Origin of the sequence: Roseomonas populi (assembly GCF_024594815.1) — a bacterium.
Classification (GTDB): domain Bacteria; phylum Pseudomonadota; class Alphaproteobacteria; order Acetobacterales; family Acetobacteraceae; genus Roseomonas; species Roseomonas populi.
Genome location: NZ_JANJOU010000001.1, coordinates 122404 through 146716, shown reverse-complemented (window position 1 = coordinate 146716; position 24313 = coordinate 122404). Strand labels below are relative to the sequence as shown.

The 24313-nt window shown below is 70.9% G+C and carries 23 protein-coding genes; 14 read left to right on the top strand and 9 right to left on the bottom strand.

The window, feature by feature from the left end:
* Genes NRP21_RS00705 through NRP21_RS00690 form a run of 4 tightly spaced genes read left to right on the top strand, consistent with a single transcriptional unit; the run spans position 1 to position 3569 of the window.
* Positions 1-828, top strand: coding sequence for an FAS1-like dehydratase domain-containing protein (locus tag NRP21_RS00705; protein ID WP_257714249.1), 828 nt, complete (start codon positions 1-3; stop codon positions 826-828).
* Positions 821-1762 carry a DMT family transporter gene (locus tag NRP21_RS00700; RefSeq protein WP_257714248.1) on the top strand — a complete coding sequence of 314 codons (942 nt, stop codon included), beginning with the start codon at positions 821-823 and terminating at the stop codon, positions 1760-1762. The genes NRP21_RS00705 and NRP21_RS00700 overlap by 8 nt, the downstream gene beginning before the upstream one ends.
* Positions 1762-2676, top strand: coding sequence for a DMT family transporter (locus NRP21_RS00695; RefSeq protein WP_257714247.1), 915 nt, complete (start codon positions 1762-1764; stop codon positions 2674-2676). Before NRP21_RS00700 ends, NRP21_RS00695 begins: the two co-directional genes overlap by 1 nt.
* Positions 2673-3569 (top strand): MBL fold metallo-hydrolase, encoded by an 897-nt coding sequence (locus NRP21_RS00690; protein ID WP_257714246.1) that lies wholly within the window; start codon positions 2673-2675, stop codon positions 3567-3569. Before NRP21_RS00695 ends, NRP21_RS00690 begins: the two co-directional genes overlap by 4 nt.
* Positions 3570-3582: 13 nt before the next feature.
* On the opposite strand, the gene NRP21_RS00685 is transcribed toward NRP21_RS00690, so the two are convergent.
* Together NRP21_RS00685 and NRP21_RS00680 are read right to left on the bottom strand one after the other, a co-directional pair.
* Positions 3583-4980, bottom strand: coding sequence for a sulfotransferase (locus tag NRP21_RS00685; RefSeq protein ID WP_257714245.1), 1398 nt, complete (start codon positions 4978-4980; stop codon positions 3583-3585).
* Complete coding sequence (locus NRP21_RS00680) at positions 4980-5657, bottom strand: NUDIX hydrolase (RefSeq protein ID WP_257714244.1); 678 nt, start codon at positions 5655-5657, stop codon at positions 4980-4982. Before NRP21_RS00680 ends, NRP21_RS00685 begins: the two co-directional genes overlap by 1 nt.
* A gap of 218 nt (positions 5658-5875) precedes the next feature.
* On the opposite strand from NRP21_RS00680, the gene NRP21_RS00675 reads away from it, so the two are divergent.
* From NRP21_RS00675 to NRP21_RS00640, 8 genes are read left to right on the top strand one after another with little or no spacing between them, the layout of a single operon-like run.
* Positions 5876-6337, top strand: a complete 462-nt coding sequence (locus tag NRP21_RS00675; RefSeq protein ID WP_257714243.1) for an RrF2 family transcriptional regulator — start codon at positions 5876-5878, stop codon at positions 6335-6337.
* A 10-nt stretch (positions 6338-6347) separates the two neighbouring features.
* A complete protein-coding gene (sufB, locus tag NRP21_RS00670) occupies positions 6348-7844 on the top strand; it encodes a Fe-S cluster assembly protein SufB (RefSeq protein WP_257714242.1) in 1497 nt (498 codons plus the stop codon).
* 22 nt (positions 7845-7866) lie between these two features.
* Complete coding sequence (gene sufC, locus NRP21_RS00665; RefSeq protein WP_257714241.1) at positions 7867-8616, top strand: Fe-S cluster assembly ATPase SufC; 750 nt, start codon at positions 7867-7869, stop codon at positions 8614-8616.
* A gap of 10 nt (positions 8617-8626) precedes the next feature.
* Positions 8627-9916, top strand: coding sequence for a Fe-S cluster assembly protein SufD (sufD, locus tag NRP21_RS00660; protein ID WP_257714240.1), 1290 nt, complete (start codon positions 8627-8629; stop codon positions 9914-9916).
* Complete coding sequence (locus tag NRP21_RS00655; protein WP_257714239.1) at positions 9916-11172, top strand: aminotransferase class V-fold PLP-dependent enzyme; 1257 nt, start codon at positions 9916-9918, stop codon at positions 11170-11172. Before sufD ends, NRP21_RS00655 begins: the two co-directional genes overlap by 1 nt.
* Positions 11172-11633 carry a Fe-S cluster assembly sulfur transfer protein SufU gene (gene sufU, locus NRP21_RS00650; protein WP_257714238.1) on the top strand — a complete coding sequence of 154 codons (462 nt, stop codon included), beginning with the start codon at positions 11172-11174 and terminating at the stop codon, positions 11631-11633. Before NRP21_RS00655 ends, sufU begins: the two co-directional genes overlap by 1 nt.
* Positions 11626-12000 (top strand): SUF system Fe-S cluster assembly protein, encoded by a 375-nt coding sequence (locus NRP21_RS00645; protein ID WP_257714237.1) that lies wholly within the window; start codon positions 11626-11628, stop codon positions 11998-12000. Before sufU ends, NRP21_RS00645 begins: the two co-directional genes overlap by 8 nt.
* A 14-nt stretch (positions 12001-12014) precedes the next feature.
* Positions 12015-12386: a HesB/IscA family protein gene (locus tag NRP21_RS00640; protein WP_257714236.1), complete on the top strand. Its 372-nt coding sequence runs from the start codon at positions 12015-12017 to the stop codon at positions 12384-12386.
* Between the two features lie 36 nt (positions 12387-12422).
* Here the strand turns inward: NRP21_RS00640 and NRP21_RS00635 are convergent, their stop codons facing one another.
* From NRP21_RS00635 to NRP21_RS00615, 5 genes are all read right to left on the bottom strand, one after another.
* Positions 12423-13190 (bottom strand): DUF3891 family protein, encoded by a 768-nt coding sequence (locus tag NRP21_RS00635; RefSeq protein WP_257714235.1) that lies wholly within the window; start codon positions 13188-13190, stop codon positions 12423-12425.
* A 202-nt stretch (positions 13191-13392) separates the two neighbouring features.
* A complete protein-coding gene (locus NRP21_RS00630; protein ID WP_257714234.1) occupies positions 13393-14391 on the bottom strand; it encodes an MBL fold metallo-hydrolase in 999 nt (332 codons plus the stop codon).
* 52 nt (positions 14392-14443) lie between these two features.
* Entirely contained in the window at positions 14444-15721 is a 1278-nt protein-coding gene (locus tag NRP21_RS00625) for a class I SAM-dependent RNA methyltransferase (protein ID WP_257714233.1), read from the bottom strand.
* Positions 15722-15789: 68 nt separating this feature from the next.
* Positions 15790-17016: an acyl-CoA dehydrogenase gene (locus NRP21_RS00620; RefSeq protein WP_456300221.1), complete on the bottom strand. Its 1227-nt coding sequence runs from the start codon at positions 17014-17016 to the stop codon at positions 15790-15792.
* A 106-nt stretch (positions 17017-17122) separates the two neighbouring features.
* The gene (locus NRP21_RS00615; protein ID WP_456300224.1) at positions 17123-18709 is read right to left on the bottom strand and encodes a DEAD/DEAH box helicase; all 1587 of its coding nucleotides are present in this window, start codon (positions 18707-18709) and stop codon (positions 17123-17125) included.
* Positions 18710-19521: 812 nt separating this feature from the next.
* Between NRP21_RS00615 and NRP21_RS00610 the strand changes: the two genes are divergently transcribed.
* The gene (locus tag NRP21_RS00610; protein ID WP_257714232.1) at positions 19522-20241 is read left to right on the top strand and encodes an alpha/beta hydrolase; all 720 of its coding nucleotides are present in this window, start codon (positions 19522-19524) and stop codon (positions 20239-20241) included.
* A 62-nt stretch (positions 20242-20303) separates the two neighbouring features.
* Positions 20304-21476, top strand: coding sequence for a DNA topoisomerase IB (locus NRP21_RS00605; protein WP_257714231.1), 1173 nt, complete (start codon positions 20304-20306; stop codon positions 21474-21476).
* Positions 21477-21555: 79 nt separating this feature from the next.
* Here the strand turns inward: NRP21_RS00605 and parE are convergent, their stop codons facing one another.
* Both parE and dps read right to left on the bottom strand, forming a co-directional pair.
* A complete protein-coding gene (gene parE, locus NRP21_RS00600) occupies positions 21556-23529 on the bottom strand; it encodes a DNA topoisomerase IV subunit B (RefSeq protein WP_257714230.1) in 1974 nt (657 codons plus the stop codon).
* A 115-nt stretch (positions 23530-23644) separates the two neighbouring features.
* Entirely contained in the window at positions 23645-24163 is a 519-nt protein-coding gene (gene dps, locus NRP21_RS00595) for a DNA starvation/stationary phase protection protein Dps (protein WP_257714229.1), read from the bottom strand.
* Positions 24164-24313: the final 150 nt, after the last annotated feature.

Sequence of the window (24313 nt, the reverse complement as noted above, 5' to 3'; positions counted from 1 at the left end):
ATGGCGTTCGAGGAATATGTCGGGCGGCAGGAGGAGCGGGAGGACCGCGCGGATCCCCGCCTGGCCGAGGGCATGGCCGCGACGCTCGGGCGGGTGTCCGACGGTGCCGAATGGCCGGCGCTGTGGCACTGGACCCTGTTCCAGGACTGGCGGATGCCCGACGGGCTGGGCCCGGACGGCCACCCGCGCCGGGGCGGCTTCCTTCCCCCCGTCCATGACCTGCCGCGCCGCATGTGGGCGGGCGGGCGCGTGACCTTCCGCGCGTCCGTGCGAACGGGCGACGCCGTGCGGCGCGTCAGCACCATCCTTTCCGTGAAGGAGAAGGCCGGGGGATCGGGCCGGCTGGTCTTCGTCACCGTTGGGCATGTCCTGCACGGGCCGGGCGGCGTGCTGGTGGAGGAGGAGCAGGACATCGTCTATCGCGGCACGGAAGGAGCAGCGGTGAAGGCCGCGACCGCCGCCCCGGCCTGGGAGGGGGCGCTGGAGGCCTCCCTGGTGCCGGACCCGGTGATGCTGTTCCGCTACTCCGCGCTGACGGGGAACGGGCACCGCATCCACTACGACCACCCCTATGTGACGGGCGAGGAGGGCTATCCCGGGCTGGTGGTGCACGGCCCGCTGCAGGCGACGCTGCTGGCGCGGCACGCCCTGGACCTGGCAGGGCCCGGCGCTTCGCTGGCGCGCTTCGCCTATCGCGGCAAGCGCCCCTGCTTCGACGGACGACGCCTGTCCCTACTCGGGCGGCGGGACGCGGAGGGCGTGATCCGGCTGGAGACGCGGGACGAGGACGGCGCGACCTGCCAGGAGGCCGAGGCGACCCTTGCCTGAACTTCAGCCGGCGCGCCCGGACGAGGCGCTGCGGGGGATCGGCTGCGTCGCGGCGGGCTTTGCCATCGTCACAGTCTCGGACGCCGCGGTGAAATGGGTGCTGCCGGAGATCGGGGTGGCGATGGCCATGATCCTGCGCGGGATCATCGGCGCCTTCGCCATCCTGCTGCTCACGGGTGCCTGGCGGTCGCCGGGGATCGTCCGGCCGGTGAACCGTCCCCTCCTGTTCTGGCGCTGCCTGCTGCACTGCTTGGTGACGGTGACCTTCTACTTCGCCTGGGTGCGCGGCATGCCGCTGGGCGACAGCTACGCCGTGGCCGCCATGGCGCCGCTGGCGATGACGCTGCTGGCCATCCCGATCCTGGGCGAGGCGGTGGGGTGGCGCCGGTGGCTCTCCACCTTGGCGGGGTTCCTCGGCGTGCTCGTGATGGTGCGGCCGGGCGGCGATCTCTGGCGCTGGGAAGCGGGGGTGCTGCTGGCGGGCGTCGGGCTGATGGCGCTGACGCGGCTGTGGATGCGCGTGCTGGCGCGCACGGATCGGCCGGCGGGGATCACGTTCTGGCTGATGGTGGCGCACGTGCCGATGGGGATCGCGGTGCTGCCGCTGTTTCCGCCGCTGGGCTGGCCCTCCGCCGGGGGGATCGTGGCCATCCTGTTCCTGGGCTTCGGCAATGCCTGCGCGCACTTCCTCTTCGCCCGCGCCTTCGCGCTGGCGCCGGTGGGGCTGCTGGCGCCCTTCGAGTACTCCACGATCGTGATGGGCACCCTCGTCGGGCTGCTCGTCTGGGGCGACGTGCCGGCCTGGACCACGGTGCTGGGCGCCACCGTCGTCGTGGCAGCCGGGCTGTACAACCTTTACCGGGAGAGGGTGCGGGCGCGGCAGGCGCGGGCGGCGGAGCGCGTGGCCGGGCCGGCGCTGGCGGAAGCGCGCTGATGCCGCTTCGCCACGATGCGCGGCGCGGGGCGCTGATGATGCTCGGCGCCACCGCCTGCTTCGCGGTGATGGGCGCCCTCGTGAAGGGGCTGAGTCCGCGCTACGCCTTCCTGGAGCTGATGTTCTTCCGCAACCTCTTCTCCCTGCCCATCGTGCTGGCGGTGGGGCTGCGGGCGGGCGCGCTGCTCCGCACGCGGCGGCTGGCCGGGCATGCCGGGCGCGCCTTCACGGGCATGGTGGCGATGGCCTGCGCCTTCTTCTCCCTTACCCTCCTGCCGCTCGCCGAGCAGACGGCGCTGAACTACACGCAGCCGCTCTTCGTCATTCTTCTCGCCATTCCCTGGCTGGGGGAGCGGCCGGGGCCGGCGCGCTGGGCGGCGGTGATCATGGGCTTCATCGGCGTGCTGGCGATCGCGGCTGGCCAGGGGGCGAGCCATGGCGGAGAGGCCGCCGGGCCGGGGCCGGGCATCGCCCTCGGCGGGGCCGGGCTGCTGGTGGGCTACCTGGTCGCGGCGCTGGGCGGGTTCTTCGCCGCGCTCTCCACCATGCTGGTGCGCCAGCTCTCGGCAACGGAGGCGAGCGCCACGATCGTGCTCTGGCAGTCCCTGATGATGACGGCGATGACGGGGGTGGCGCTGCCCTTCTTCTGGACCACGCCGTCCTGGCCCGACCTGGGCCTGCTGGTGCTGATCGGGCTGATCGGCGGGATGGGGCAGGTGCTGAACACGGAGGCCTTCGCGAGCGCGCAGGTCTCCTCGCTCGGGCCCTATACCTATACGGGGCTGCTCTGGGCGGGGATTCTGGGCTGGCTCGTCTGGGGCGAGCTGCCGGGCGTGGCGATGCTGGCGGGAAGTGTGCTGATCGTGGGGGCGGGGTTCCTGATCCTGCGCAGCGAGTTCAGGAGGGCGCGATGAACCCTGTGTTCCGGCGTGACGATCCCCTGCCGCCCGGGGAGGTGGAGTGGATCGCCCCCGGGGTGCGGAGGGTGATCTGCAACAACCCCGGCCCCTTCACCTTCCGCGGCACCAACACCTACCTGATCGGGCGCGGCGAGGTGGCGGTGCTGGATCCCGGGCCGGTGGACGAGGCGCATCTGCGGGCGATCTTGGCGGCCGTGCGGGGGGAGCGGGTGACGCGCATCCTCGTCTCCCACACGCACCGGGACCATTCGCCGGGCGTGGCGCCGTTGAAGGCCGCGACGGGGGCAACGACGCTGGGCTTCGGGCCGCACATGACCCCGGCCTCGGAGGGGGAGGGCGGCGACCACGACTTCTCGCCCGACCTGCGGCTGGCGGATGGCGAGGTGGTGGAAGGGGATGGGTGGCGCCTGACGGCGCTGCACACGCCCGGGCACTGCGCCAACCATCTCTGCTTCGCGCTGGAGGCGGATGCTGCGCTGGCGCCGCCCGGCGTGCTGTTCAGCGCGGACCATGTGATGGCCTGGTCCACCAGCGTCGTCTCCCCGCCGGATGGGGACATGGCGGACTACATGCGGTCGCTGGATCGCGTGGCGGCGCGTGGGGACCGGCTGCTGCTGCCCGGGCACGGGCCGGCCCAGGACGATCCCGGCCCCTATATCCGCGCGCTGATCGCGCACCGGCAGGAGCGTGAGGCGGCGGTGCTGGCGGCGTTGCGCGCCTCGCCGGGGCCGGTATCCGCTGTGGAACTGGTGCGGGCCGTCTATGGGCCTGCGCTGGAGGAGCGGCTGGTGCCGGCGGCGGCGCGCAGCCTTCTGGCGCATCTGCTGAAGCTTGCGGCGGAGGGGCTGGCCGTGGCTTCGGAAGGGGGGCGGTTCCGCGCGGGCTGAAGGAGCCTGTTTCCTATCTGCCCGGCGCGGCGTTGGCGTGGGGAAAGGGCGTGTCCGGGACGGGGTGGCCGAGGAACCCGCACAGCCTGTCCCAGCCATGTCCTTCGAAAACGCTGAAGCGGAGCAGCCGCCCAGGGGAGTCCGCAAAGAGGGCGGAGACGCGCGCCTGGTGCGCGTCGTAAGCGGCGGGGAAGCTGGCGTGGCTGGTGTAGATCCGCTGCTGCAACCCACACCATTCGCGGCCGAAGGGCACCTGGTCCGGGTGCTCGCAGAGCCGGCGCAGGGCATCCAGGTCCGGCGTGCCCTGGTGCCGCTGGTAGTGTGAGACGACGGATCGGTGCCAGTCGTCGCGCGGACGGTCCGAGAGAATGAAGCGCGCCAGCGGGTAACGGGAGGCCAGGGCCTCCATCATGTCGGCCACTGGAATATCGGAGAGCGCGTCGAGGAGCGCCGCGTCCTCCAGGGCGAGGAGCTGGCCGGTGATGGGGTTCGCCCAGTGCGCGGCGCCGAGGCCGAGCCGCGACAGCGCCGCGTCCAGGGAGCTGGTCGCGGTCTTGGACAGGCCGATGACGAAGACCTTCCCCACGCCGCCGTCCTCCGGCGTGCCCGAAAGGCCTCGGGCGGCGGAGCGGAACGGGAGAGCGAGAGGGTGGGTCGGGTCCGCCCGCAGCAGGGCATCGACCTCGGCCCGGAAAAGGTCCGTCTCTCCCATGGCAAGGCGGAGCCGCGCTGAGAGGGTCGCGCGGAGGCCCTCCGTCGCAAACTCCCGCTCCGTGGCATCCAGAACCTGGCGAAGGCGGCGGAAGGCGCGCCCGGCCGGCTCGCCCCGGCCCAGCAGCCGGCCGACCATGGGGAACAGGCGCTGCACCGCCGCCGCCGTGCCGGCATGGGCGAGCGACGCGGCGAAGGCGGCGCGCGCCTCCTCGCCGCGCCGAAGGTCCAGGAGGAGGCTGGCCCGCGCGGGACCGGCCAGCGGGTCGCGTTCCACCTCCGCCGCCGGCGGCTCTTCCAGCACGCGCAGCGCCTCCTCGAGCTGCCCGGCCTGGCGGAAGTGGCGCGAAACGGCGACGCGGCAGCCCATGTTGGCGGGATCGAGCGCGAGTGCGGCCTGGAAGGCGGACCGCGCCTCGGTGGGGCGGTCCAGTGCCTCCAGAGCACGGGCGCGGAGGAGGACCCAGGCCGGGCGCGGCTGGGGGGAGCGGCTCTCGGCCGCCTCTATCTCCGGCAGCGCCTCCTCAGGCCGTCCGGCCGAGAGCGCCGTGCGCGCGAGGGCAACGCGCCAGCGCGGGCTGCCGGGCTGGGACGCGGCAAGCCGGCCGAACAGCGCGGCGGCCCTTGGATGATCGCCCTTGAGGAGGGCCGCCTCGGCTTCCCTGGCCATCCCCTCCCGGTCAGGGACGGGAGGGGCCATCAAGCGGCCCGTTCCAGCCGGCGCGTGTCACGGCCCTGGTACCAGACCAGGGGGCGGGTTTCCCGCTCCGCTTCCGGCAGGGCCATGAGGTCGCGGAACTCCAACAGGACCTTGGAGGTGATCGGGGCCATCTCGTGGGCCGGGGTGGCGTCCACGCGGTGGTACTCCAGGTGCTCCAGCTCGCCGGAGCCGGCGATCTCGCCGCTGACGGACTCGGCGGGGGCCATGAGGAAGCGAGCGTTGAAGCGCACCGGACTCATCGCCGGGGTCACGGCGCGGCAGAGATACCGCATCGGGGCGAGGTCGGCGTGCAGCCGGCCGTTTTCCATCCGGCCGAGGACGAGGCCTGTCTCCTCCAGCAGCTCCCGCGCGGCGGCCACGGCGATGGCGCGCGCCAGGCGGGGCGGGGCCTGGCGTTCCAGCGCGCGGCGGGTCTGCGGGTCGAGATCCGAGAGGACGGGGGCGGTGCGGTCCTCCAGGTCCACCCGGCCGCCGGGGAAGACGAGGCGGCTTGGCATGAAGCGGTGCTTCACGCTTCGCACGCCCATCAACACCTCCAGGTGGCCGCCGGACTCGCGCCAGAGGAGAAGGGTGGCCGCGTGCCTGGGGTGGACAGCCTTCGCGGGGGCGGCCTCGCCGGCGGCGGTGAAGTCGGTGGGGCGCATCGTTTCCGTCATGGGACCTTCCCGTCCGCGTCTGCCCTTCGTTTCTATGCTGTGGGCCGGGGCGGCGGAAGTCATGGCCCCCTTGCATGCCAGCCGCGAATCACTCGCAAGTCGTTGTTTTTGCCGGTCACGCCGGCGTGGGCGGCTTGACATGAAGGGGAGGCCAACGCATTTCCCAGCCATACCGGACCGCTGAGGTCTGGTATCTAGATCAATGGTCGGACATCACCGTGCTTCGCCTGTCCAAACTCGCGGATTACGCGGTCGTCCTCCTCGCCCGGCTGGGGCAGGAGGGCGGGCTGCACACCGCCCCCTCTCTATCCACCGCGACCGGCATTGCCGAGCCGACGGTGGCGAAGGTGCTGCGCATCCTCTCCCAGTCCGGGCTCGTCGAGGCCCAGCGCGGGGCGCGGGGCGGGCACCGGGCGGCGCGGCCCATCACCGCTATCAACCTGGCGGAGGTGATCGTGGCCATGGACGGCCCGATCGCCCTGACCGCCTGCGTGGATGGCGGTTCCGGCGGCTGCGAGGCGGAGGGGCACTGCCCCATCCACGGCCGCTGGACCCCCGTGAACGAGGCGGTTCGCGCCGCGCTCTCCGCCGTGACCATCGCCGACCTGGCCCGGCCTTCCTGCGCGGAGGCCCATCGCCGCGCTCCCGTTTCCCCCGCCGCTCATTTCGCGGCCGAGTAAGGGACAAGCCATGCCCGCCGTCGAAGAGACCCTCGATACCGTCCGGGACGCCACGCAGGGCGCCTACAAGTGGGGATTCGAGACCGACATCGAGATGGAGTTCGCCCCCAAGGGGCTGAACGAGGATATCGTCCGCTTCATCTCCGCGAAGAAGAACGAGCCGTCCTGGCTGCTCGACTGGCGCCTGCGCGCCTTCGAGGCCTGGAAGGGCATGGAGGAGCCGCGCTGGCCGGCGGTGACCTATCCGCCGATCGACTACCAGGACGCGTACTACTACGCCGCGCCGAAGCAGAAGGCCGCGCCGAAGTCGCTGGACGAGGTCGATCCCGAGCTGCTGAAGACCTATGCCAAGCTCGGCATCCCGCTGAAGGAGCAGGCCATCCTGGCCGGCGTGGAGGGCGCGGGCGAGAGCCCGGCCGATGGCCGCCTGCCGGTCGCGATCGATGCCGTGTTCGACAGCGTCTCCGTCGCCACCACCTACAAGGGCCGGCTGGAGAAGGAGGGAATCATCTTCTGCTCCATCTCCGAGGCGGTGCAGAACCACCCGGAGCTGGTGCGGAAGTACCTGGGCACCGTGGTGCCGCACACCGACAACTTCTTCGCGGCGCTGAACAGCGCGGTCTTCACGGATGGCAGCTTCGTCTACATCCCGAAGGGCGTGCGCTGCCCGATGGAGCTCTCCACCTATTTCCGCATCAACGCGAAGAGCACGGGGCAGTTCGAGCGCACCCTGATCATCGCGGATGAGGGCGCAACCGTCTCCTACCTGGAGGGCTGCACGGCCCCGCAGCGCGACGAGAACCAGCTGCACGCCGCGGTGGTGGAGCTGGTGGCGCTGGACGACGCCTCCATCAAGTACAGCACGGTGCAGAACTGGTACCCGGGCGACGAGAACGGGAAGGGCGGCATCTACAACTTCGTCACCAAGCGGGCGGCCTGCCGGGGCAAGCGCAGCAAGGTGAGCTGGACGCAGGTGGAGACCGGTTCCGCCATCACCTGGAAGTACCCATCCTGCATCCTGCAGGGCGAGGAGTCGGTGGGCGAGTTCTACTCCGTGGCCATCACCAACAACCACCAGCAGGCCGATACCGGGACCAAGATGATCCATCTTGGGAAGGGCACGCGCTCCACCATCGTCTCCAAGGGCATCTCGGCCGGTCGCGGGCAGAACACCTATCGCGGCCTGGTGCGGATCAGCCCGAAGGCGAAGGACGCGCGCAACTTCACCCAGTGCGACAGCCTGCTGATCGGCGATCTCTGCGGGGCGCACACCGTGCCCTACATCGAGAACCGCTGCCTGACGGCGAAGGTGGAGCACGAGGCGACGACGAGCCGCATCGCGGAGGACCAGCTCTTCTACTGCCGGCAGCGCGGGCTGTCGCAGGAGGACGCGGTGGGCCTGATCGTGAACGGCTTCTGCCGCGAGGTGCTGAAGGAGCTGCCGATGGAGTTCGCGGTCGAGGCGCAGAAGCTGCTGCAGATCAGCCTGGAAGGGAGCGTCGGGTAAGCCCGGCGCGGAGAGTAGAGACATGCTGCGTATCGAGAACCTGACCGCCGAGGTCGATGGCAAGCCGATCCTCAAGGGCGTGACCCTTGAGGTGCCGGATGGCGAGGTGCACGCCATCATGGGGCCGAACGGCGCGGGCAAGTCCACGCTGTCCTACGCGCTCTCGGGCCGAGAGGGCTACGAGATCACGGGCGGCTCCGTTCTGCTGAACGGGCAGGACCTGCTGGACATGGAACCCGAGGAGCGCGCGGCCGCCGGCCTGTTCCTGGCCTTCCAGTACCCGGTGGAGCTGCCCGGCGTGGGCAACGCCAACTTCCTCCGCACCGCCCTGAACGCCATCCGCCGCACGCGGGGCGAGCCGGAGGTGGATGCCATGCAGTTCCTGAAGCTGGCGCGCGCCCGCATGAAGGAGCTGTCCATGCCGGAGGACATGCTGAAGCGCGGCGTCAACGTCGGCTTCTCCGGCGGCGAGAAGAAGCGCAACGAGATCCTGCAGATGGCGCTGCTGCAGCCGAAGATCGCCATCCTGGACGAGACGGATAGCGGGCTGGACATCGACGCGCTGAAGATCGTGGCCGATGGCGTGAACGCCATGCGCGGGCCGAACTTCTCCGCCCTGGTGATCACCCACTACCAGCGCCTGCTGAACCACATTGTGCCGGACCGGGTGCATGTGCTGGCCGATGGCCGCATCGTCACCTCCGGCGGGCCCGAGCTGGCCCATCGCCTGGAGGCCGAGGGCTATGCCGGCGTCCTGGGCGAGGCCGCCTGAGGGGGATGCGATGAACAGCGTATCTCCGGCCGGCAACGCGGCCGCCTTCCTGCACCGCTACGCGGGGCTGGCCGAGCGCCTGCCCGGCGCTTCCGTTCCGGCGGTCCGCACGCTGCGCGATGCCGCGGCGGAAACGCTGATGGCCGCCGGGCTGCCCAGCCGCCGCGTGGAGGCCTGGCGCTACACGGATCTTTCCCCGATGCTCCGCGCGGAGTTCCGTGAGGCGCTGACGCCTGTGGACGGCGACGTGGAGCTGCCGACTGCGCGCGCGGAGCGGCGGGCCGTGTTCGTGGACGGGCGGTTCCGGGCTGATCTGTCCTCCCTGGACGGCCTTGTCGCGGGCTCGCTCGCCGAGGTGATTGAGACGGTGGCACCGCGGCTGAATACCGTGGCCTCGGCGTCCCAGCCGATGGTGACGCTGAACACGTTGCTGTTCGAGGACGGGCTGGTGCTGGAGGTGCCGGAGGGCACGGATGCCGGGCGGGTGGAGCTGCTCTCCCTCGTCTCCGGCGAGACGGCCGCGACGGTGCATCCGCGCCACCTGATTCGCCTGGCGCGTGGGGCGCGTCTGGTGCTGCTTGAGACGGCGGTGTCGCCCACCGGCTCCGCGCACCTGCACAACCCGGTCTTTGAGATCGAGGTGGCGGAAGACGCGGTGCTGACGCATGTGCGTGTGCAGCGGGAGGCGGAGAGCGCCTACCACCTCGCCCATCTCGGCGTGCGCGTGGCGGAGGGCGGCACCTATGACGGCTTCGTGCTGAACGCCGGCGGGAAGATCAGCCGCAGCGAGACGCATCTGGCGCTGCTGGGCCCCAAGGCGGCCGCGCACCTGAACGGCGCGCAGCTGGTGGCCGAGGGGCAGCTGGCCGACACGACCACAGCGCTGGACCACGCGGCGCCGAACTGCGCCAGCCGGCAGACGGTGAAGACGGTGCTGTCCGGCCGCTCCCGCGGCGTGTTCCAGGGCAAGATCCTGGTGCGGCGCGAGGCGCAGAAGACCGACGGCTACCAGATGAACCAGGCTCTCCTGCTGAGCGAGGAGGCCGAGATCGACAGCAAGCCACAGCTGGAGATCTACGCGGACGACGTGAAGTGCAGCCACGGCGCCACCGCCGGCGCGCTGGACGAGGACAGCCTGTTCTATCTCCGCTCCCGCGGCATTCCTGCCGATGCGGCCCGCGCGATGCTGGTGCGCGCCTTCCTGCAGGAGGCGGTGGAGATCGTGGCGGACGAGACGGCGCGCGAGGCGCTGGACGAGGCGGTGGCGGGCTGGTGGGCGCAGCACGGGGAGGCCGCGTGATGGATGGCAGCGTGCGGCCTCAGGCCGCGGAGGTCGGCTTCGACGTGCAGCTGATTCGGCAGGATTTCCCGATCCTGTCGAGCAAGGTGCACGGGAAGCCGCTGGTGTTCCTGGATTCCGGGGCCTCCGCGCAGAAGCCGCGCGCGGTGATCGACGCGATGCGCGCGATGTTCGAGACGAGCTACGCGAACGTCCATCGCGGCGCCTACCAGCTGAGCGAGGCCTCCACCGCCGCCTATGAGGCGGCGCGGGGGGCAGTGGCCCGCTTCCTGAATGCCGGCGATGCGCGGGAGGTGGTGTTCACCTCCAGTTCCACCGCCGCGATCAACCTTGTGGCCCATTCCTATGGGCGCGGGGTGCTGAAGCCCGGGCAGGCGGTGCTGGTCTCCGAGATGGAGCACCACGCCAACTTCGTGCCCTGGCAGATGCTGGCGCAGGATCACGGGATCGAGCTGCGGATCGCGGACGTGACCGATGCCGGGGAACTGGATCTCGCCGACCTGGAGGCCAAGCTGGCCGATGGCAAGGTCGGGCTGGTCGCCGTCACCCACATGTCGAACGTGCTGGGCACGGTCACGCCCGCCGCGCGCATCGCGGCGCTGGCCCATGCCCATGGCGCGAAGGTGCTGTTCGATGGATCGCAGGCCGCGGTGCACCGGCGCGTGGACGTGCGGGCGCTGGACGCGGACTTCTACGTCTTCACCGGGCACAAGCTCTATGGCCCGACCGGGATCGGCGTGCTCTGGGGCCGGATGGAGCTGCTGGACGCCATGCCGCCCTTCATGGGCGGCGGCGACATGATCTCCGAGGTGACGCGGGAGGGCTTCCGCCCCGCGCCCGTGCCGGCGAAGTTCGAGGCGGGCACGCCGCCCATCGTGGAGGCCATCGGGCTGCACGCGGCGATCGACTACGTGACCGCGATCGGGATGGAGGCCATCGAGGCGCATGAGCGCGCGCTGGTGGACCACGCCATGACGAAGCTCTCCGTCATCGAGGACCTGAAGGTGATCGGGCGCGCACAGGACCGGGGCGGGGTGTTCTCCTTCGCGCTCGGCAACGCGCACGCGCACGACCTCTCCACCCTGCTGGACCGCGTCGGCATCGCGGTGCGCGCCGGCCGGCACTGCGCGGAGCCGCTGCATGTCCGCATCGGGCACGACAGCACCTGCCGTGCCTCCTTCGGCATGTACACGACGCATGAAGAGATCGATTTCCTGGCGGAGGCGCTGACCTCCGCGCGGAGGTTCTTTTCCTGATGTTTGACGACCTGCGAGACCTCTACCAGGAGGTCATCCTGGACCACGGGCGGAAGCCCCGGAACTTCAAGCGGCTGGAGACACCCGATCTCTCCGCGCGCGGGGACAACCCGATGTGCGGCGACCGGATCGAGCTGTTCCTGGACATGGATGGCGACCGCATCGCGGACGCCGCCTTCCAGGGGCGCGGCTGCGCCATCTCTACCGCCAGCGCCTCGCTGATGACGGAGACGGTGAAGGGCAAGACGGCGGCCGAGGCGCGCGATCTGGCGGCGCATTTCCGTGAGATGGCGATGACCGGCACCTGCCCGGATTGTGGCGCGGCGCTGGAGGACGAGATGGATCGCCTCCAGGCCCTGTCCGGCGTTCATGAGTATCCGAGCCGCGTAAAGTGCGCGACGCTCGCCTGGCACACCCTCAACACCGCCCTCGATGGCGGGAAGGAGGCTTCAAGTGAGTGAATCCACGACGAACGGGGGCACGACTCACGAGGCCTGGTCGCCCGAAGGCCCGATCCCGGCCACCCGCGTGAGCGAGGTGGCCGTGCTGGACTCGCTGAAGACCGTGTTCGACCCCGAGATCCCCGTGGACATCTATGAACTCGGCCTCGTCTATGCCGTCGAGATCGGCGATGACGGAGCGGTGAAGGTGGACATGACCCTCACCACGCCTTCCTGCCCCTCGGCGCAGGAACTGCCGGGGATGGTGGAGGAAGCGGTTAAGACCGTGCCGAACGTCACCTCCGTGAAGGTGGAGGTGGTCTGGGATCCGCCCTGGGACCCGTCCCGCATGAGCGAGGACGCGAAGCTGGCCCTGAACGTTTATTGAGAGAGGAGGGCATCATGGGAACGACGACCACCGAGGCCCCGAAGGCGCGCCGGGCCTTGCCGCCGCTGATGACGCTGACCGATACCGCGGCTGAGCGGCTGCGCGCGATGTACGCGAAGGGTGACGGCAACAAGCTGCTGCGCGTCTCCGTCTCCACCAAGGGATGCTCCGGCATGTCCTACCAGATGGATTTCGTCGAGGCCGCAGGGCCGGGCGACGAGACCGTGACGGACAAGGGCGTGACGGTGCTGGTGGACCGCAAGGCGACCCTGTTCCTGATCGGGACGGTGATGGATTACGAGAAGAAGGCGATGTCCGCCGGCTTCACCTTCACCAACCCGAACGAGAAGGGTCGCTGCGGCTGCGGCGAGAGTTTCCACGTCTGATCTGGCGTAGCGCGACAGCGCCGGCCGCTTGATCTCTCAGGCCGGGACCAGGGTTTCGGCCAGGGTGCTCCAGGTTGCGTCGCGCAGGTCGCGGCGCATCGCCTCTTCGTCGGTCCAGCGGGTTGCAGTGGGCAGGCGGATCGTCTCGCAGCGCAGGGTCAAGGTGCTGTCGCGGAAGGGCCACGGATCGAGCGACCAGCGGGCCGTTCCTTGCCGGACGAGCTTCATCTTGCGGGTGCTGCCATCTTCCATCGGCGCCTCCCCGGCCTTCGACGGATCGGCGAAGCAGAGGGCGAGGGAGAGGGCGTCCGTCACCGCAACCAGGGCGGAGTTCCGGGCCACCTGATCGGGCAGGGCGCCGAGCTTGGCGGTCCAGTCCGCCTGGAGCGCCTCCTCCTTGGCGTTGTTGCGGTCGATCGCGGCATGGTCCTCCGGTGGCAGACGATCCGGGTCCATGTACTGCGTGTAGATCCGGGTCCCGTGCAGCGAGATGAGCAGCGCTGGCCAGAGGCCATAGGCAGCGCGGGCCGTCTCCACGCCCCGCGCCCACATGGGCGCATGGACCGCCGCGCCAAGTTGGGTGAAGGCGTGGGGCAGGCCCGTTTCCGGATCAAGGGTCGGAGCGACCTCCCAGGGTAGCCAAGCGATGTCATGCTGGCTGGCAGCGAGGATCACCTCGGGCGCCGGGTCTGGCCGGGCGAAACCAGGGGCGCCCCAGGCCGCCATCATCTGGCCGGCGAGAAGGGCGTGGGAGGGCTGGGGGATGAGGAGGCGGACGCCGTCCTCCGGGCTGCGCAGGATCATGCCGCGTCAACGCGCGAACAAGGCCTTCGGACGTGTTCTGCCCGCAGGGAGGTGGTCCCTGCTCTCCGCTCCCGTGCTTCCTGTCGGCGGCAGTCGGCGGTCCGGAACTGCCCTCGCGGGCCGAACCGGATGGCCGGCCGCCGCCTCATCCCGGGCGGCGGAACAGGGGCGACCGGCGGAAGCCCGCCGCCCCGCCCTCGTGTCAGATTACGCTGGACCAGTCGGCGGGCAGCAGCCGGTAGCCGTCTCCCTCCTTCGTGACGATTCCGCGCGCCGGGAAGGGCCAGTGATAGGCGACACAGGGGGTGCGGTCCGCCGCCACGCGGTCGAAGATCTTGCGCCGGGTCATCTCCGCGCCAGTCGGGTCCATGTCGAAGACCAGATGCCAACCGGGGTTGGTCAGGTTCAGCTCCGGGCGGTTGGTCAGGTCGCCCAGGATCATCAGCTGCGCGCTGCCGTCGGAGAGCTGGAAGGACATGTGGCCGGGCGTATGGCCGGGCGTTTCCACGCCCCGGATGCCGGGCAGCACCTCGGCATCGTCGCCGATCCGCTCGATCCGGGAATCGTAGGGCGCGAAGCGGCGGCGCACATTGGCGAAGGCCGGGCGCATGGCCTCGGGCGCGCGGCTGGCCTGGGCCTCGTCCATCCAGTAGGCCCACTCCTTCTCCGGCACCATCACCCTGGCGCGCGGGAAGGCGGCGTTGCCGGCGCCGTCCAGAAGGCCGCCGATGTGGTCGCCGTGGAAGTGGGTAAAGGCGATGATGTCGATGGAGGCCGGGTCGATCCCCGCGGCGGAGAGATTGGCCTGGAGCTGGCCGATGCGGCTGTCCGCGGCCGTCTGCGGGCCGTTGCCCGTGTCGAACATCACCGTGCCGCGCGGAGTGCGGACGACGGGGATGGTGAAGGGAATGGTGATCTGGGCGGGATCCAGGCCCTGGGCACGGAGGGAAGCCGTCACCGCCTCTGGCGAGGCGTTGCGGACGAAGCCCTGGGTGGGGTTGGGCCGGGCCCCCTGGCCGTCATGCACCATGGTGACGAGGGCCTGGCCCACGCGGAAGCGGTAGAAGCCTGGCGCCTGGGGTGGAAGGGGCGGGGCGGCGGGCGGGGCCGCCTGGGTCTGGGCCCGTGCTTCCTTGGCCAAGCCCCCGGCGATCAGGGCGGGGGCGGCGAGGCCGGCGGCGATGAGCGCGCGTCGATCCATGGGTCCGTTTCCTTCGGGCGGAGCCGAAGAGTTCTGGACTCCCGCGGCTTAATCAAGGGCCGCGTGCGAGGGTGACGACCGCTTCCACCTGGGCGGACCAGAGGAACTGGTCCACCGCCACCGCGCTCTCCACCCGCCAGCCCGGTGCGCGGGCGAAGGGCACCAGGTCCCGTGCCAGGGCAGCGGGGTTGCAGGAGACGTAGATCACGCGCGGCACGGTGCTGCGGGCGAGGATGGCGGCCTGCTCGGCCGCGCCCGAGAAAGGTGGGTCCAGCACCAGGGCGGCGGCGCCGTTCAGCTCCGGGGGCAGGAGGGGCTGGCGCGCCAGGTCGCGGCGCGTGGCCTTCACCTTGGCCCCGGCGCGGCCGGCCGCTGTGTGCAGGGCGGCGGCGGCCTCCGGCGCGCCCTCGAAGGCATCGACCCGGCCCTTCGAGGCGAGCGGGAAGGTGAGGGTGCCGAGCCCGGCATGCAACTCGATCAGGCGCGGCTTGCCGGGCATGCGCCGCGGCAGGCCGGCCAGCACGGCCGCGGCGATGGCGGCCTCCCCCTGCGGCGTGGCCTGCAGGAAGGCGCCGGGGGCGGGGACCACGGCCACGCCGGAGAGGCTGGCCTGCACCGGGCCCGACTGGGCGGCGATCTCCGGCGTGTCGCGCGTGCCCTCCCGGGACCAGGCGATGCGGGGGATTCCGTTCTCCGCGGCGAAGGCGGCCAGCCTCGTCCGATCCGTCGGGGTGAGCGGCGCATCGGTGCGGAGCCAGAGGTCCGGGCCGCTGTCCAGCAGGTTCACCATGGCCGAGCCGCTGCGCTTCAGCGCGGGCAGGCGTGCCAGCATCACCCGCAACGGGCCCACAAGGGCCAGCAGCCGCGGATCGATGACGAAGCAGACAGCCATGTCGAAGGGCTCGGCGCTACCGCGCGCGTGGAAGCCGATGACGATCCCGTCCTGCCGCCGGCGGATCGCGAAATCGGCGCGGCGGCGGCTGTTGGGCGGGCTGGGGACCGCGGGTTCCACCGCAATGCCGGGGAAGCCGCCGCGGGAGAGGGCCTCCGACACGCGCGCGGCCTTCCAGGCGGCGACGGCGGGCGGGGCCCAGTGCTGCACGGCGCAGCCGCCGCAGGTGCCGAAATGCGGGCAGGGCGGCTCGACGCGGTCGGGGGAGGGGGTCTCGACGGCGGCGAGGGATGCGGCGCGGCCCTCTCCGCGGACGGGGCCGGGTTCCGCCTGCACCGTCTCGCCGGGCAGGGCGAAGGGGATGAAGAGGGGGTGGCCCGCCTCATCGCGGGCAATGCCGTCGCCGGCAGCGCCGATGGCCTCGACTGTCACGCGCATGGTGGATTCCAAAAACAGGAAGGGGCGGCCCCGAGGGACCGCCCCTTCAACGCGAATGGCGGCGCGGATCAGCCGAAGGCGTTCAGCCCGGTCTGCGCGCGGCCGAGGATGAGGGCGTGCACGTCGTGCGTGCCCTCGTAGGTGTTCACCGTCTCCAGGTTCATGAGGTGGCGGATCACGTGGTACTCGTCCACGATCCCGTTGCCGCCGTGCATGTCGCGAGAGACGCGGGCGATGTCGAGCGCCTTGCCGCAGTTGTTGCGCTTCATCATGGAGATCATCTCCGGCGCCGCCTTGTGCTCGTCGAAGAGCCGGCCCAGCCGCAGCACGCCCTGCAGGCCAAGCGCGATCTCGGTCTGCATGTCCGCCAGCTTCTTCTGGATGAGCTGCGTCTGGGCGAGAGGCTTGCCGAACATCTTGCGGCCCAGCGTGTACTCGCGGGCGCGCATCCAGCAATCCTCAGCGGCACCCATCGCGCCCCAGGCGATGCCGTAGCGGGCGCGGTTGAGGCATGAGAAGGGGCCGGCCAGGGACTTCACGCCGGGGAGGCGGTTCTCCTCCGGCACGAAGACCTCGTCCATCATGATCATGCCGGTGACGGAGGCGCGCAGGGACAGCTTGCCCTCGATCTTCGGCGCGGTGAGGCCCTTCATGCCCTTCTCGAGGATGAAGCCGCGCAGCACGCCTTCATCGTCCTTCGCCCAGACCACGAAGACATCGGCGATCGGGGAGTTGGAGATCCAGGTCTTGGATCCGGAGACGAGGTAGCCGCCATCCACCTTCTTGGCGCGGGTGCGCATGGAATTGGGGTCGGAGCCGGCATCGGGCTCGGTCAGGCCGAAGCAGCCGACGAACTCGCCGGTGCGGAGCTTCGGCAGGAACTTGTCCTTCTGCGCCTCGGAGCCGAAGGCCCAGATCGGGTACATCACCAGGGAGGACTGCACGGAGAAGGCGGAACGGTAGCCGCTGTCCACCCGCTCAACCTCGCGAGAGATCAGGCCGTAGGAGACGTAGCCGACGCCAGCGCAGCCATGGCTGTCGAGCGTTGCGCCCAGGAAGCCCATCTCCCCGAACTCGTTCATGATCTCGCGGTCGAAGTGCTCGCGCCGGGTGGCCTCGATCACGCGGGGCAGGAGCTTGGACTGGCAGAAATCCCGCGCCGCGTCGCGGATCATGCGCTCGTCCTCCGTCAGCTGCTCCTCGAGCAGCAGCGGGTCCTCCCACACGAACTGACCCATCTTCTGCGGAACGCGGGCCTGCGGGGCCTCAGGCATTACCTGTGTGACGACGTTCATCTCTGCGTTCCTCTGATGGGTCATGCCAATGCGGGCGCATCCTGCCCCAGGAGGCGGGGGATCGCCAGCAATGGAGGCGGGGAGGGGCCGGAACCCCTCCCGCGGGTCAGGCCGCCTCGGCCTCGTCGTCCCGAACCCGGCGAGGGCGGGGAATGGGTATCAGCATGAAGGCAGGCACCGCGTCGCCGAAGCCAACCACGGAGGGGCCGAGATCGTCCTGGCGATAGCGCCGGTCGTCGCGGCGGCCCCGATCTTCCCGCGGGCGGTCGTCGCGGTAGCGGTCGTCGCGGCGGGCGCGGTCGTCGCGTGGGCGCTCGTCCCGGCCCCAGTCGCGGCCGCTCTCGCGGGCGGCATCGCGGTTCACCTCGTCCAGCACCCGGTCGGCGCTGCGGCTCTCACGGCCGCCCCGGCCCTCGCGCTCCTCGCGGCGGGGCTCGTCGCGCCGCTTCTCGTCGCGGCGCGGCTCGTCCCGGCGGGCCTCGTCGCGCCGACCCTCGTCACGCCGGCCATTCGCCTCCCGGCGGCCGCCCTCGCGGGCCTCGCCGCCGCGGTCGCGGCGCGCATCGCCGCGCCCGCCCCGGCCGCCGTCGCGCCCGCCGCGGCTCTCGCCGCCACGGCCCCGGCCGCGCCCGCGGCCCGTTGCCTTCAACGCGGCCTGGATGTCCTCCGGGTCAACGGGATCGATGCCCTCGATCGACATGGGCGGGATGGGCCGGCCCGTCAGGGTCTCCACCGCCGCCACGGCCTTCGCCTCGTCCGCGGTAGCAAGGGTATAGGCATGGCCTTCCCGCCCGGCGCGGCCGGTGCGGCCGATGCGGTGGACATAGTCCTCCGCGTGGAAGGGCACGTCGAAGTTGAAGACGTGGGAAAGGCCGCCGATGTCGATGCCGCGCGCCGCCACGTCCGAACAGACGAGAAGCTGCAGCTCGTTGTTCTTGAACTTTTCGAGCGTCGCGAAGCGGACCGACTGGGCAAGGTCGCCGTGCAGGGCGCCCACGCTGAAGCCGTGCTTCTTCAGGCTCTTGAACAGGATGTCCACGTCAACCTTGCGGTTGCAGAAGATCAGTGCGTTCTGCACCTGCTCGCGCCGGATCAGGCGGCGCAGCGCCTCACGCTTGTCGCGGTCGCCCACCCAGACCAGGCCGGCCGTGATGGTCGTGGCGACGGAGGCAGGGGCGGAGACGCTGATCTCGCGCGGGTTCTGCAGGAAGGCATCGGCCAGGCGCTTGATCTCCGGCGCCATGGTCGCGGAGAAGAACAGTGTCTGGCGCAACTGCGGAAGCAGGGAGACGATGCGCTCGACATCGGGGATGAACCCCATGTCCAGCATGCGGTCCGCCTCGTCGATCACCAGCACCTTGCAGTCGGCCAGCAGGATGCGGCCGCGGTCGAACAGGTCCAGCAGCCGGCCGGGGGTGGCAATCAGCACGTCCACGCCCTTCTCGAGCACGGCCTTCTGCTCATCCATGCTCTCGCCGCCGATGAGCAGCGCGTGGTTGAGGCTCAGGTGCTTGCCGTACTTCACGAAGTTCTCGGCGACCTGAAGGGCCAGCTCGCGGGTCGGCTCCAGGATCAGGCTGCGCGGCATGCGGGCCTTGGCGCGGGACCCGGCCAGGATGTCCATCATCGGCAGGACGAAGCTGGCGGTCTTGCCCGTGCCGGTCTGGGCGCAGCCCAGCACGTCGCGCCCCATCAGCACCACGGGAATGGCGGCTTCCTGGATCGGGGTGGGGTGGACATAGCCCGTCTCGGCCACGGCCTGCAGGATGGGCTCGGAGAGGCCGAGGTCGGCGAAGGTGGCGCGGGAGGCGGCGGCCACCTCGTCCTCGTCTTCCTCGTCGTCCTCATCATCCTCGTCCGAGGACTCGTCATCCTCATCGGAGGACTCGTCCGAGGACTCGTCCAGGTCCGCCCCCGCGTCGCCGACCTCGTCCCCGTCCGGGCCGGTCTCGCCCGGGTCCTCGTCCTCGTCCGCGCCGGTCTCGCCCGCATCGGGGGCGTCGGAGGCGAGGGCCGCGACAGGCTCCGCTTCCTCAAAGGCGGCCGGGCGCTCGGGAAAGCCGGGGGAGCTACCCTCGCCCACGGGGTCGCCGTCCGCGGCGCCCTCGATGCTGCCGGTCGCGCCCGCCTCGGGCAGGCCCTCGCGAATCTCCTCCGGACGCTCCTCGGGGGAGAGGCTGTCGGCGGGGCGGGGCTGGTCGTGTTCGCTCAAGCGTGTGTTCCTGTGCCGCCGCCCGGCCGGCTCTGGCAAAGGGCGGCGAAAACTCGGCTGCGTGGTCAATATGGGGTCGGGCGCCGTGCGGCATGGCCGGAGCGCCCGGCCAGTGGTCCGGCGTGGCGCGGCCGCGCCCGAGCCAGCGGGAATCGCGTCCGCGCGGCACGCAGCCGCGTGCGCGCGATATGCGCCCGCTGCGCCCGCGATGCAAGGTTGCAAGCCAAATCCGGCGCTTCCCGGGGCCTCAGCGGCGGGTTGCCCGGGCCTGCGTGGCGTGATTGACACGCCGGATGCCCCGCACGCCCCTGCTGCTCCTTCCTGGCTTGCTCTGTGACGAGCGGCTCTGGCGCGATCAGCTCGCGGGCCTGGCGGACCTGGCCGAGCCGGTGGTGGCGGACGTGACCCTGGACGACAGCCTGGGCGCGATGGCCGAGCGGGCGCTGGCGGCGATGGACGCGGCCGGCGCGCCACGCTTCGCCATGGCCGGGCTCTCCATGGGCGGCTACGCGGCGTTCGAGGTCATGCGGCGGGCACCCGGGCGGGTGGAGCGGCTGGCCTTGCTCGACACCTCCGCGCGGCCCGATACGCCGGATCAGGCGCGGCAGAGGCGGGGGCTCATCTCGCTCACCCGCTCCGGCCGGTTCCGGGGCGTCACACCGCGGCTCCTGCCCAGGCTCCTGCATCCAGCGAACCTCGGCGGTCCTCTGGCAGAGGAGGTGATGGCCATGGCGGAGCGGGTGGGGCGGGATGCGTTCCTGCGGCAGCAGGCGGCCATCCTTGGGCGGCCGGATTCGCGCGCGGATCTGGGCGCGATCGCCGTGCCCGCCCTGGTGGCGGTGGGGGAGGCGGACGCGATGACGTCGCCGGAGCTCGCGCGGGAGATCGCGGCGGGGATTCCCGGCGCGGTGCTGCGGGAGGTTCCGGGCTGCGGGCACCTGCCGCCGATGGAGGCGCCGGAGGCCGTGACGGCGATGCTGCGGGACTGGTTGGGCTGGCCGGCCCGCGCCTGAAGTCACCCTCCTGAAACCGCAGGCGTGGCGGGCCGCTTCCTTGCGGCGGAAGGAACGACGCCATGCCACGTGACACCACCAGCGCCCCGGATACGGAGGAGGGCCTCATCGTCGATCCGCGCGAGGCGGCGCGGGCGGCGGGGCTGCGCTACGTCAGCGACGCGAAGCCGGGGATCACGCGGGAGGCGAAGGGCGAGGGATTCGTCTACCGGGACACCTCGGGCAACCTCGTCGAGGACGAGGCGCTGCTGGAGCGGATCCGTTCCCTCGCCATCCCGCCGGCCTATACCGATGTCTGGATCTGCCCCCACGCCAACGGCCACATCCAGGCCACGGGGCGGGACGCGCGCGGGCGCAAGCAGTACCGCTACCACCCGCGCTGGCGGGAGACGCGGGACGCGACGAAGTACGAGCACATGGCGGAGTTCGCCCAGGCCCTGCCGGCGATCCGCGCGCGGGTGGCCGCCGACTTGGCACGGAAGGAACTGTGCCGCGAGAAGGTGCTGGCCACCGTGGTCCGCTTGCTGGAGACGACGCTGATCCGCGTGGGCAACGACGACTACGCGAAGGAGAACGGCTCCTTCGGCCTCACCACCCTGCGGAACCGACACGTGAAGGTGGAAGGCGGGAGCATGCGCTTCGCCTTCAAGGGCAAGAGCGGGAAGACCTGGAAGCTGGGCGTGCAGGACCGGCGCATCGCGAAGGTTGTGAAGGCCTGCCAGGACCTGCCGGGGCAGGAGCTCTTCGCCTGGCCGGCGGAGGACGGGACGATGCACGACGTCTCCTCCGGCGACGTGAACGACTACCTGAAGGAGATCACGGGGCGCGACATTACCGCCAAGGACTTCCGCACCTGGGCGGGCACGGTGATGGCCGCCCTGGCGCTGCGCGAGTTCGAGACCTTCGACACCCAGGCCGCCGCGAAGCGCAACGTGCGGGCGGCGATCGAGCAGGTTTCCGCCCGGCTGGGGAACACGCCCACGGTCTGCCGCAAGTGCTACGTCCACCCCGATCTGCTGGAAGGCTACATGGCCGGGCAGCTCGCGCTGGAGATCGCCGAGGCGGCGGACGAGGAGCTGCGCGAGGAGATGGAGCGGCTGAAGCCGGAGGAGGCCGCGGTACTGGCGCTGCTCGCCCGGCTGAAATCGGAGAAGGCGGCGCCCGCAGCGAAGCGCGGGGCCGCGAAGCGGACGGCCCGGAAGGCCGCGAAGGCGCTGCAGGCCGCCGCGGCCTGACGGCACCGGGCCGGGGGAGCGGCCCGGCCCTTTCAGCGTTGCGGGCCTGGGTGGACTTCCCAGGTGGCGCCCGGCTGGGTCAGACGTCCACCTCGGCCTCGTCCAGCTTGGACGCGTTCTCCTGAATGAAGCGGAAGCGCAGCTCCGGCTTGCGGCCCATCAGCGCCTCGATCAACTCCGCCGTCTCCGCGCGGGCATCCTGGGGCAGGACCACGCGCAGCAGGGTGCGCTTGGCCGGATCCATCGTCGTCTCCTTCAGCGAGGCGGGCGGCATCTCGCCCAGGCCCTTGAAGCGGGAGACCTCGACCTTCTGGTTCGCCTTGAACTCGCGCTTCAGGATGCGCTCCCGGTCCGCGTCGTCCCGCGCGTAGATCGACTTCGCGCCGTGCTGCAGGCGGTAGAGGGGCGGCTGGGCGAGGAAGACCTTGCCCTCCCGTACCAGGGCCGGCAGTTCCTTGTAAAAGAAGGTCATCAGCAGGGCCGCGATATGGGCGCCGTCCACGTCCGCATCTGTCATGACGATGACGCGGCCGTAGCGCAGCTTCGCCATGTCGAAGCGCTCGCCCACGCCGCAGCCCAGCGCCTCCACCAGATCGCGCAGCTCCTGGTTCGCGCGCAGCTTCTCCGTGGAGGCGGAGGCGACGTTCAGGATCTTGCCGCGCAGCGGAAGCACGGCCTGTGTCGCGCGGTCCCGCGCCTGCTTCGCGGAGCCGCCCGCTGAGTCGCCCTCCACCAGGAAAAGCTCGGTGCTGGCGGCGTTCTCGCTGCTGCAATCCGCCAGCTTGCCCGGCAGGCGCAGCTTGCGGGTCGCGGTCTTGCGCGGCGTGTCCTTCTGCTCGCGCCGGCGGATGCGGTCCTCGGCGCGCTCGATGGCCCAGGCCAGCAGGTTGTCTGCGGTGCGGGTATCGCCGGTCAGCCAGTGGTCGAAGTGGTCGCGCAGCGCGTTCTCCACCAGGCGCGCGGCCTCGGGGGAGGTGAGCTTGTCTTTCGTCTGCCCCTGGAACTGCGGGTCGCGGATGAAGACGGAGACGGTGGCGGCCAAGCCGCCGAACAGGTCCTCCGCCGTCACGTTCGCGGCGCGCTTCTCCTTCTTCAGCTCGCCATAGGCGCGCAGGCCCTTCACCAGGGCGTTGCGGAAGCCGGTCTCGTGCGTGCCGCCCTGGGGGGTGGGGATGGTGTTGGCGTAGGTGTTGAGGAAGGCGTCGCCCCCCTCCAGCCAGGTGGCAGCCCACTCGGCGCGGCCGGCATTGCCGGGGAAGGTCACCTCGCCGGTCCAGGGGGAAGGGACTACGGTGGGGCGGCCCTCGATGGCCGCGGCCAGGTAGTCCGCCAGCCCGCCCGGGAAGTGCAGCACCGCCTGGGACGGTGTCTCCTCCTTCACCAGGGAGGGATCGCAGGACCAGCGGATCTCCACGCCCTTGTAGAGGTACGCCTTGGACCGGCAGAACCGGTACAGCCGCGCCGGCAGGAAGTGCAGCTTGCCGAAGATCTCGGGGTCCGGCTTGAAGCGGATGGTGGTGCCCCGCCGGTTATGGACCGGGCCGGCATTCTTCAGCTTCGCCAGCGGCTTCCCGCGCGAATAGGCCTGGGTGAACAGGGTGCGGTCGCGGGCGACCTCCACCTCCATCCGCTCGGACAGGGCGTTCACCACGGAGGAGCCGACGCCGTGCAGGCCGCCCGAGGTGTCGTAGGCCTTGCCGGAGAACTTGCCGCCTGAGTGGAGGGTGGTGAGGATCACCTCCAGGGCCGAAAGCTTCGGGAACTTGGGATGCGGGTCCACGGGGATGCCGCGGCCATTGTCCCGCACGGTCAGCCAGTTATCGGCCTCCAGCGTCACCTCGATGCGGTCGGCATGGCCGGCCACCGCCTCGTCCATGGCGTTGTCGATCACCTCGGACGCCAAGTGGTGCAGGGCGTTCTCGTCCGTGCCGCCGATATACATGCCGGGCCGGCGGCGGACGGGCTCAAGCCCCTCCAGCACCTCGATGTCAGCCGCGGAATAGCTCTGCTGGGCCGGCCCCTTCGGGGGGCGACCGCCGAATAGATCGTTCATGTCTTGTTCTGGTCCCCTGGCCCAAACTAGCCCGGCGGGGGGCCAAAAAGCAACCGCCCCGGGCCTCTCGGCTCCAGGGCGGCAGTCAACAGGCCTTCAGATGGCCGAGGAAGGATCAATCCTTGCCCTGCAGGTGGGCCTCGATCATCCACAACATCTTGTCCACCTCGCGGGAGACCTGGGTCAGCAGGTCGGAGGTGTCGGCGTCGCCGGCCTCGTCCGTCTGGTCGATGCCCTCGCGCAGCTCCTTGGCCATCTGGGCGTAGCGGTCGGCGAGCGCGGCGCAGTGCTCCAGCCCGTCGAGCAGCTTATTGTCGTAGCGCTCGATGCGCTTGGTGGCCCCGATCGTCTCCGTCGTGCCGTCCGGGATGCCGCCGAGCTGGACCGCGCGCTCCGCGATCTCGTCGGTCTGCTCGTTGAGGATCGTGTAGAACTCCTCGAACATCTTGTGCAGGCCGTAGAAGTGGCTGCCCTTGACGTTCCAGTGCGCCTGCTTGGTGGAGTTGGTCAGGTCCGCCATGTCCACCAGGCAAGCCTGGAGAACACCGATGGAGACGGCCTTGCCGTTATTCGGGGTGTCGTTGCGGGTAGGGATCTTGCCGGGAACCTTGCCGGCTTCGGTCTTGGTCGCCACGGGGGGCTCCTTCGTGCTCGAGTCCGATGGACGGTCCGATGATGGGGTGGATGCCGTCCTCGGCAACCCGAATGCACGGCGCCGGGGAAGGTTTCTAGGACGAAGCTGCTGCCATCACAGAGCATGGCCGGGTCCTGTCGGCGTGCTAGC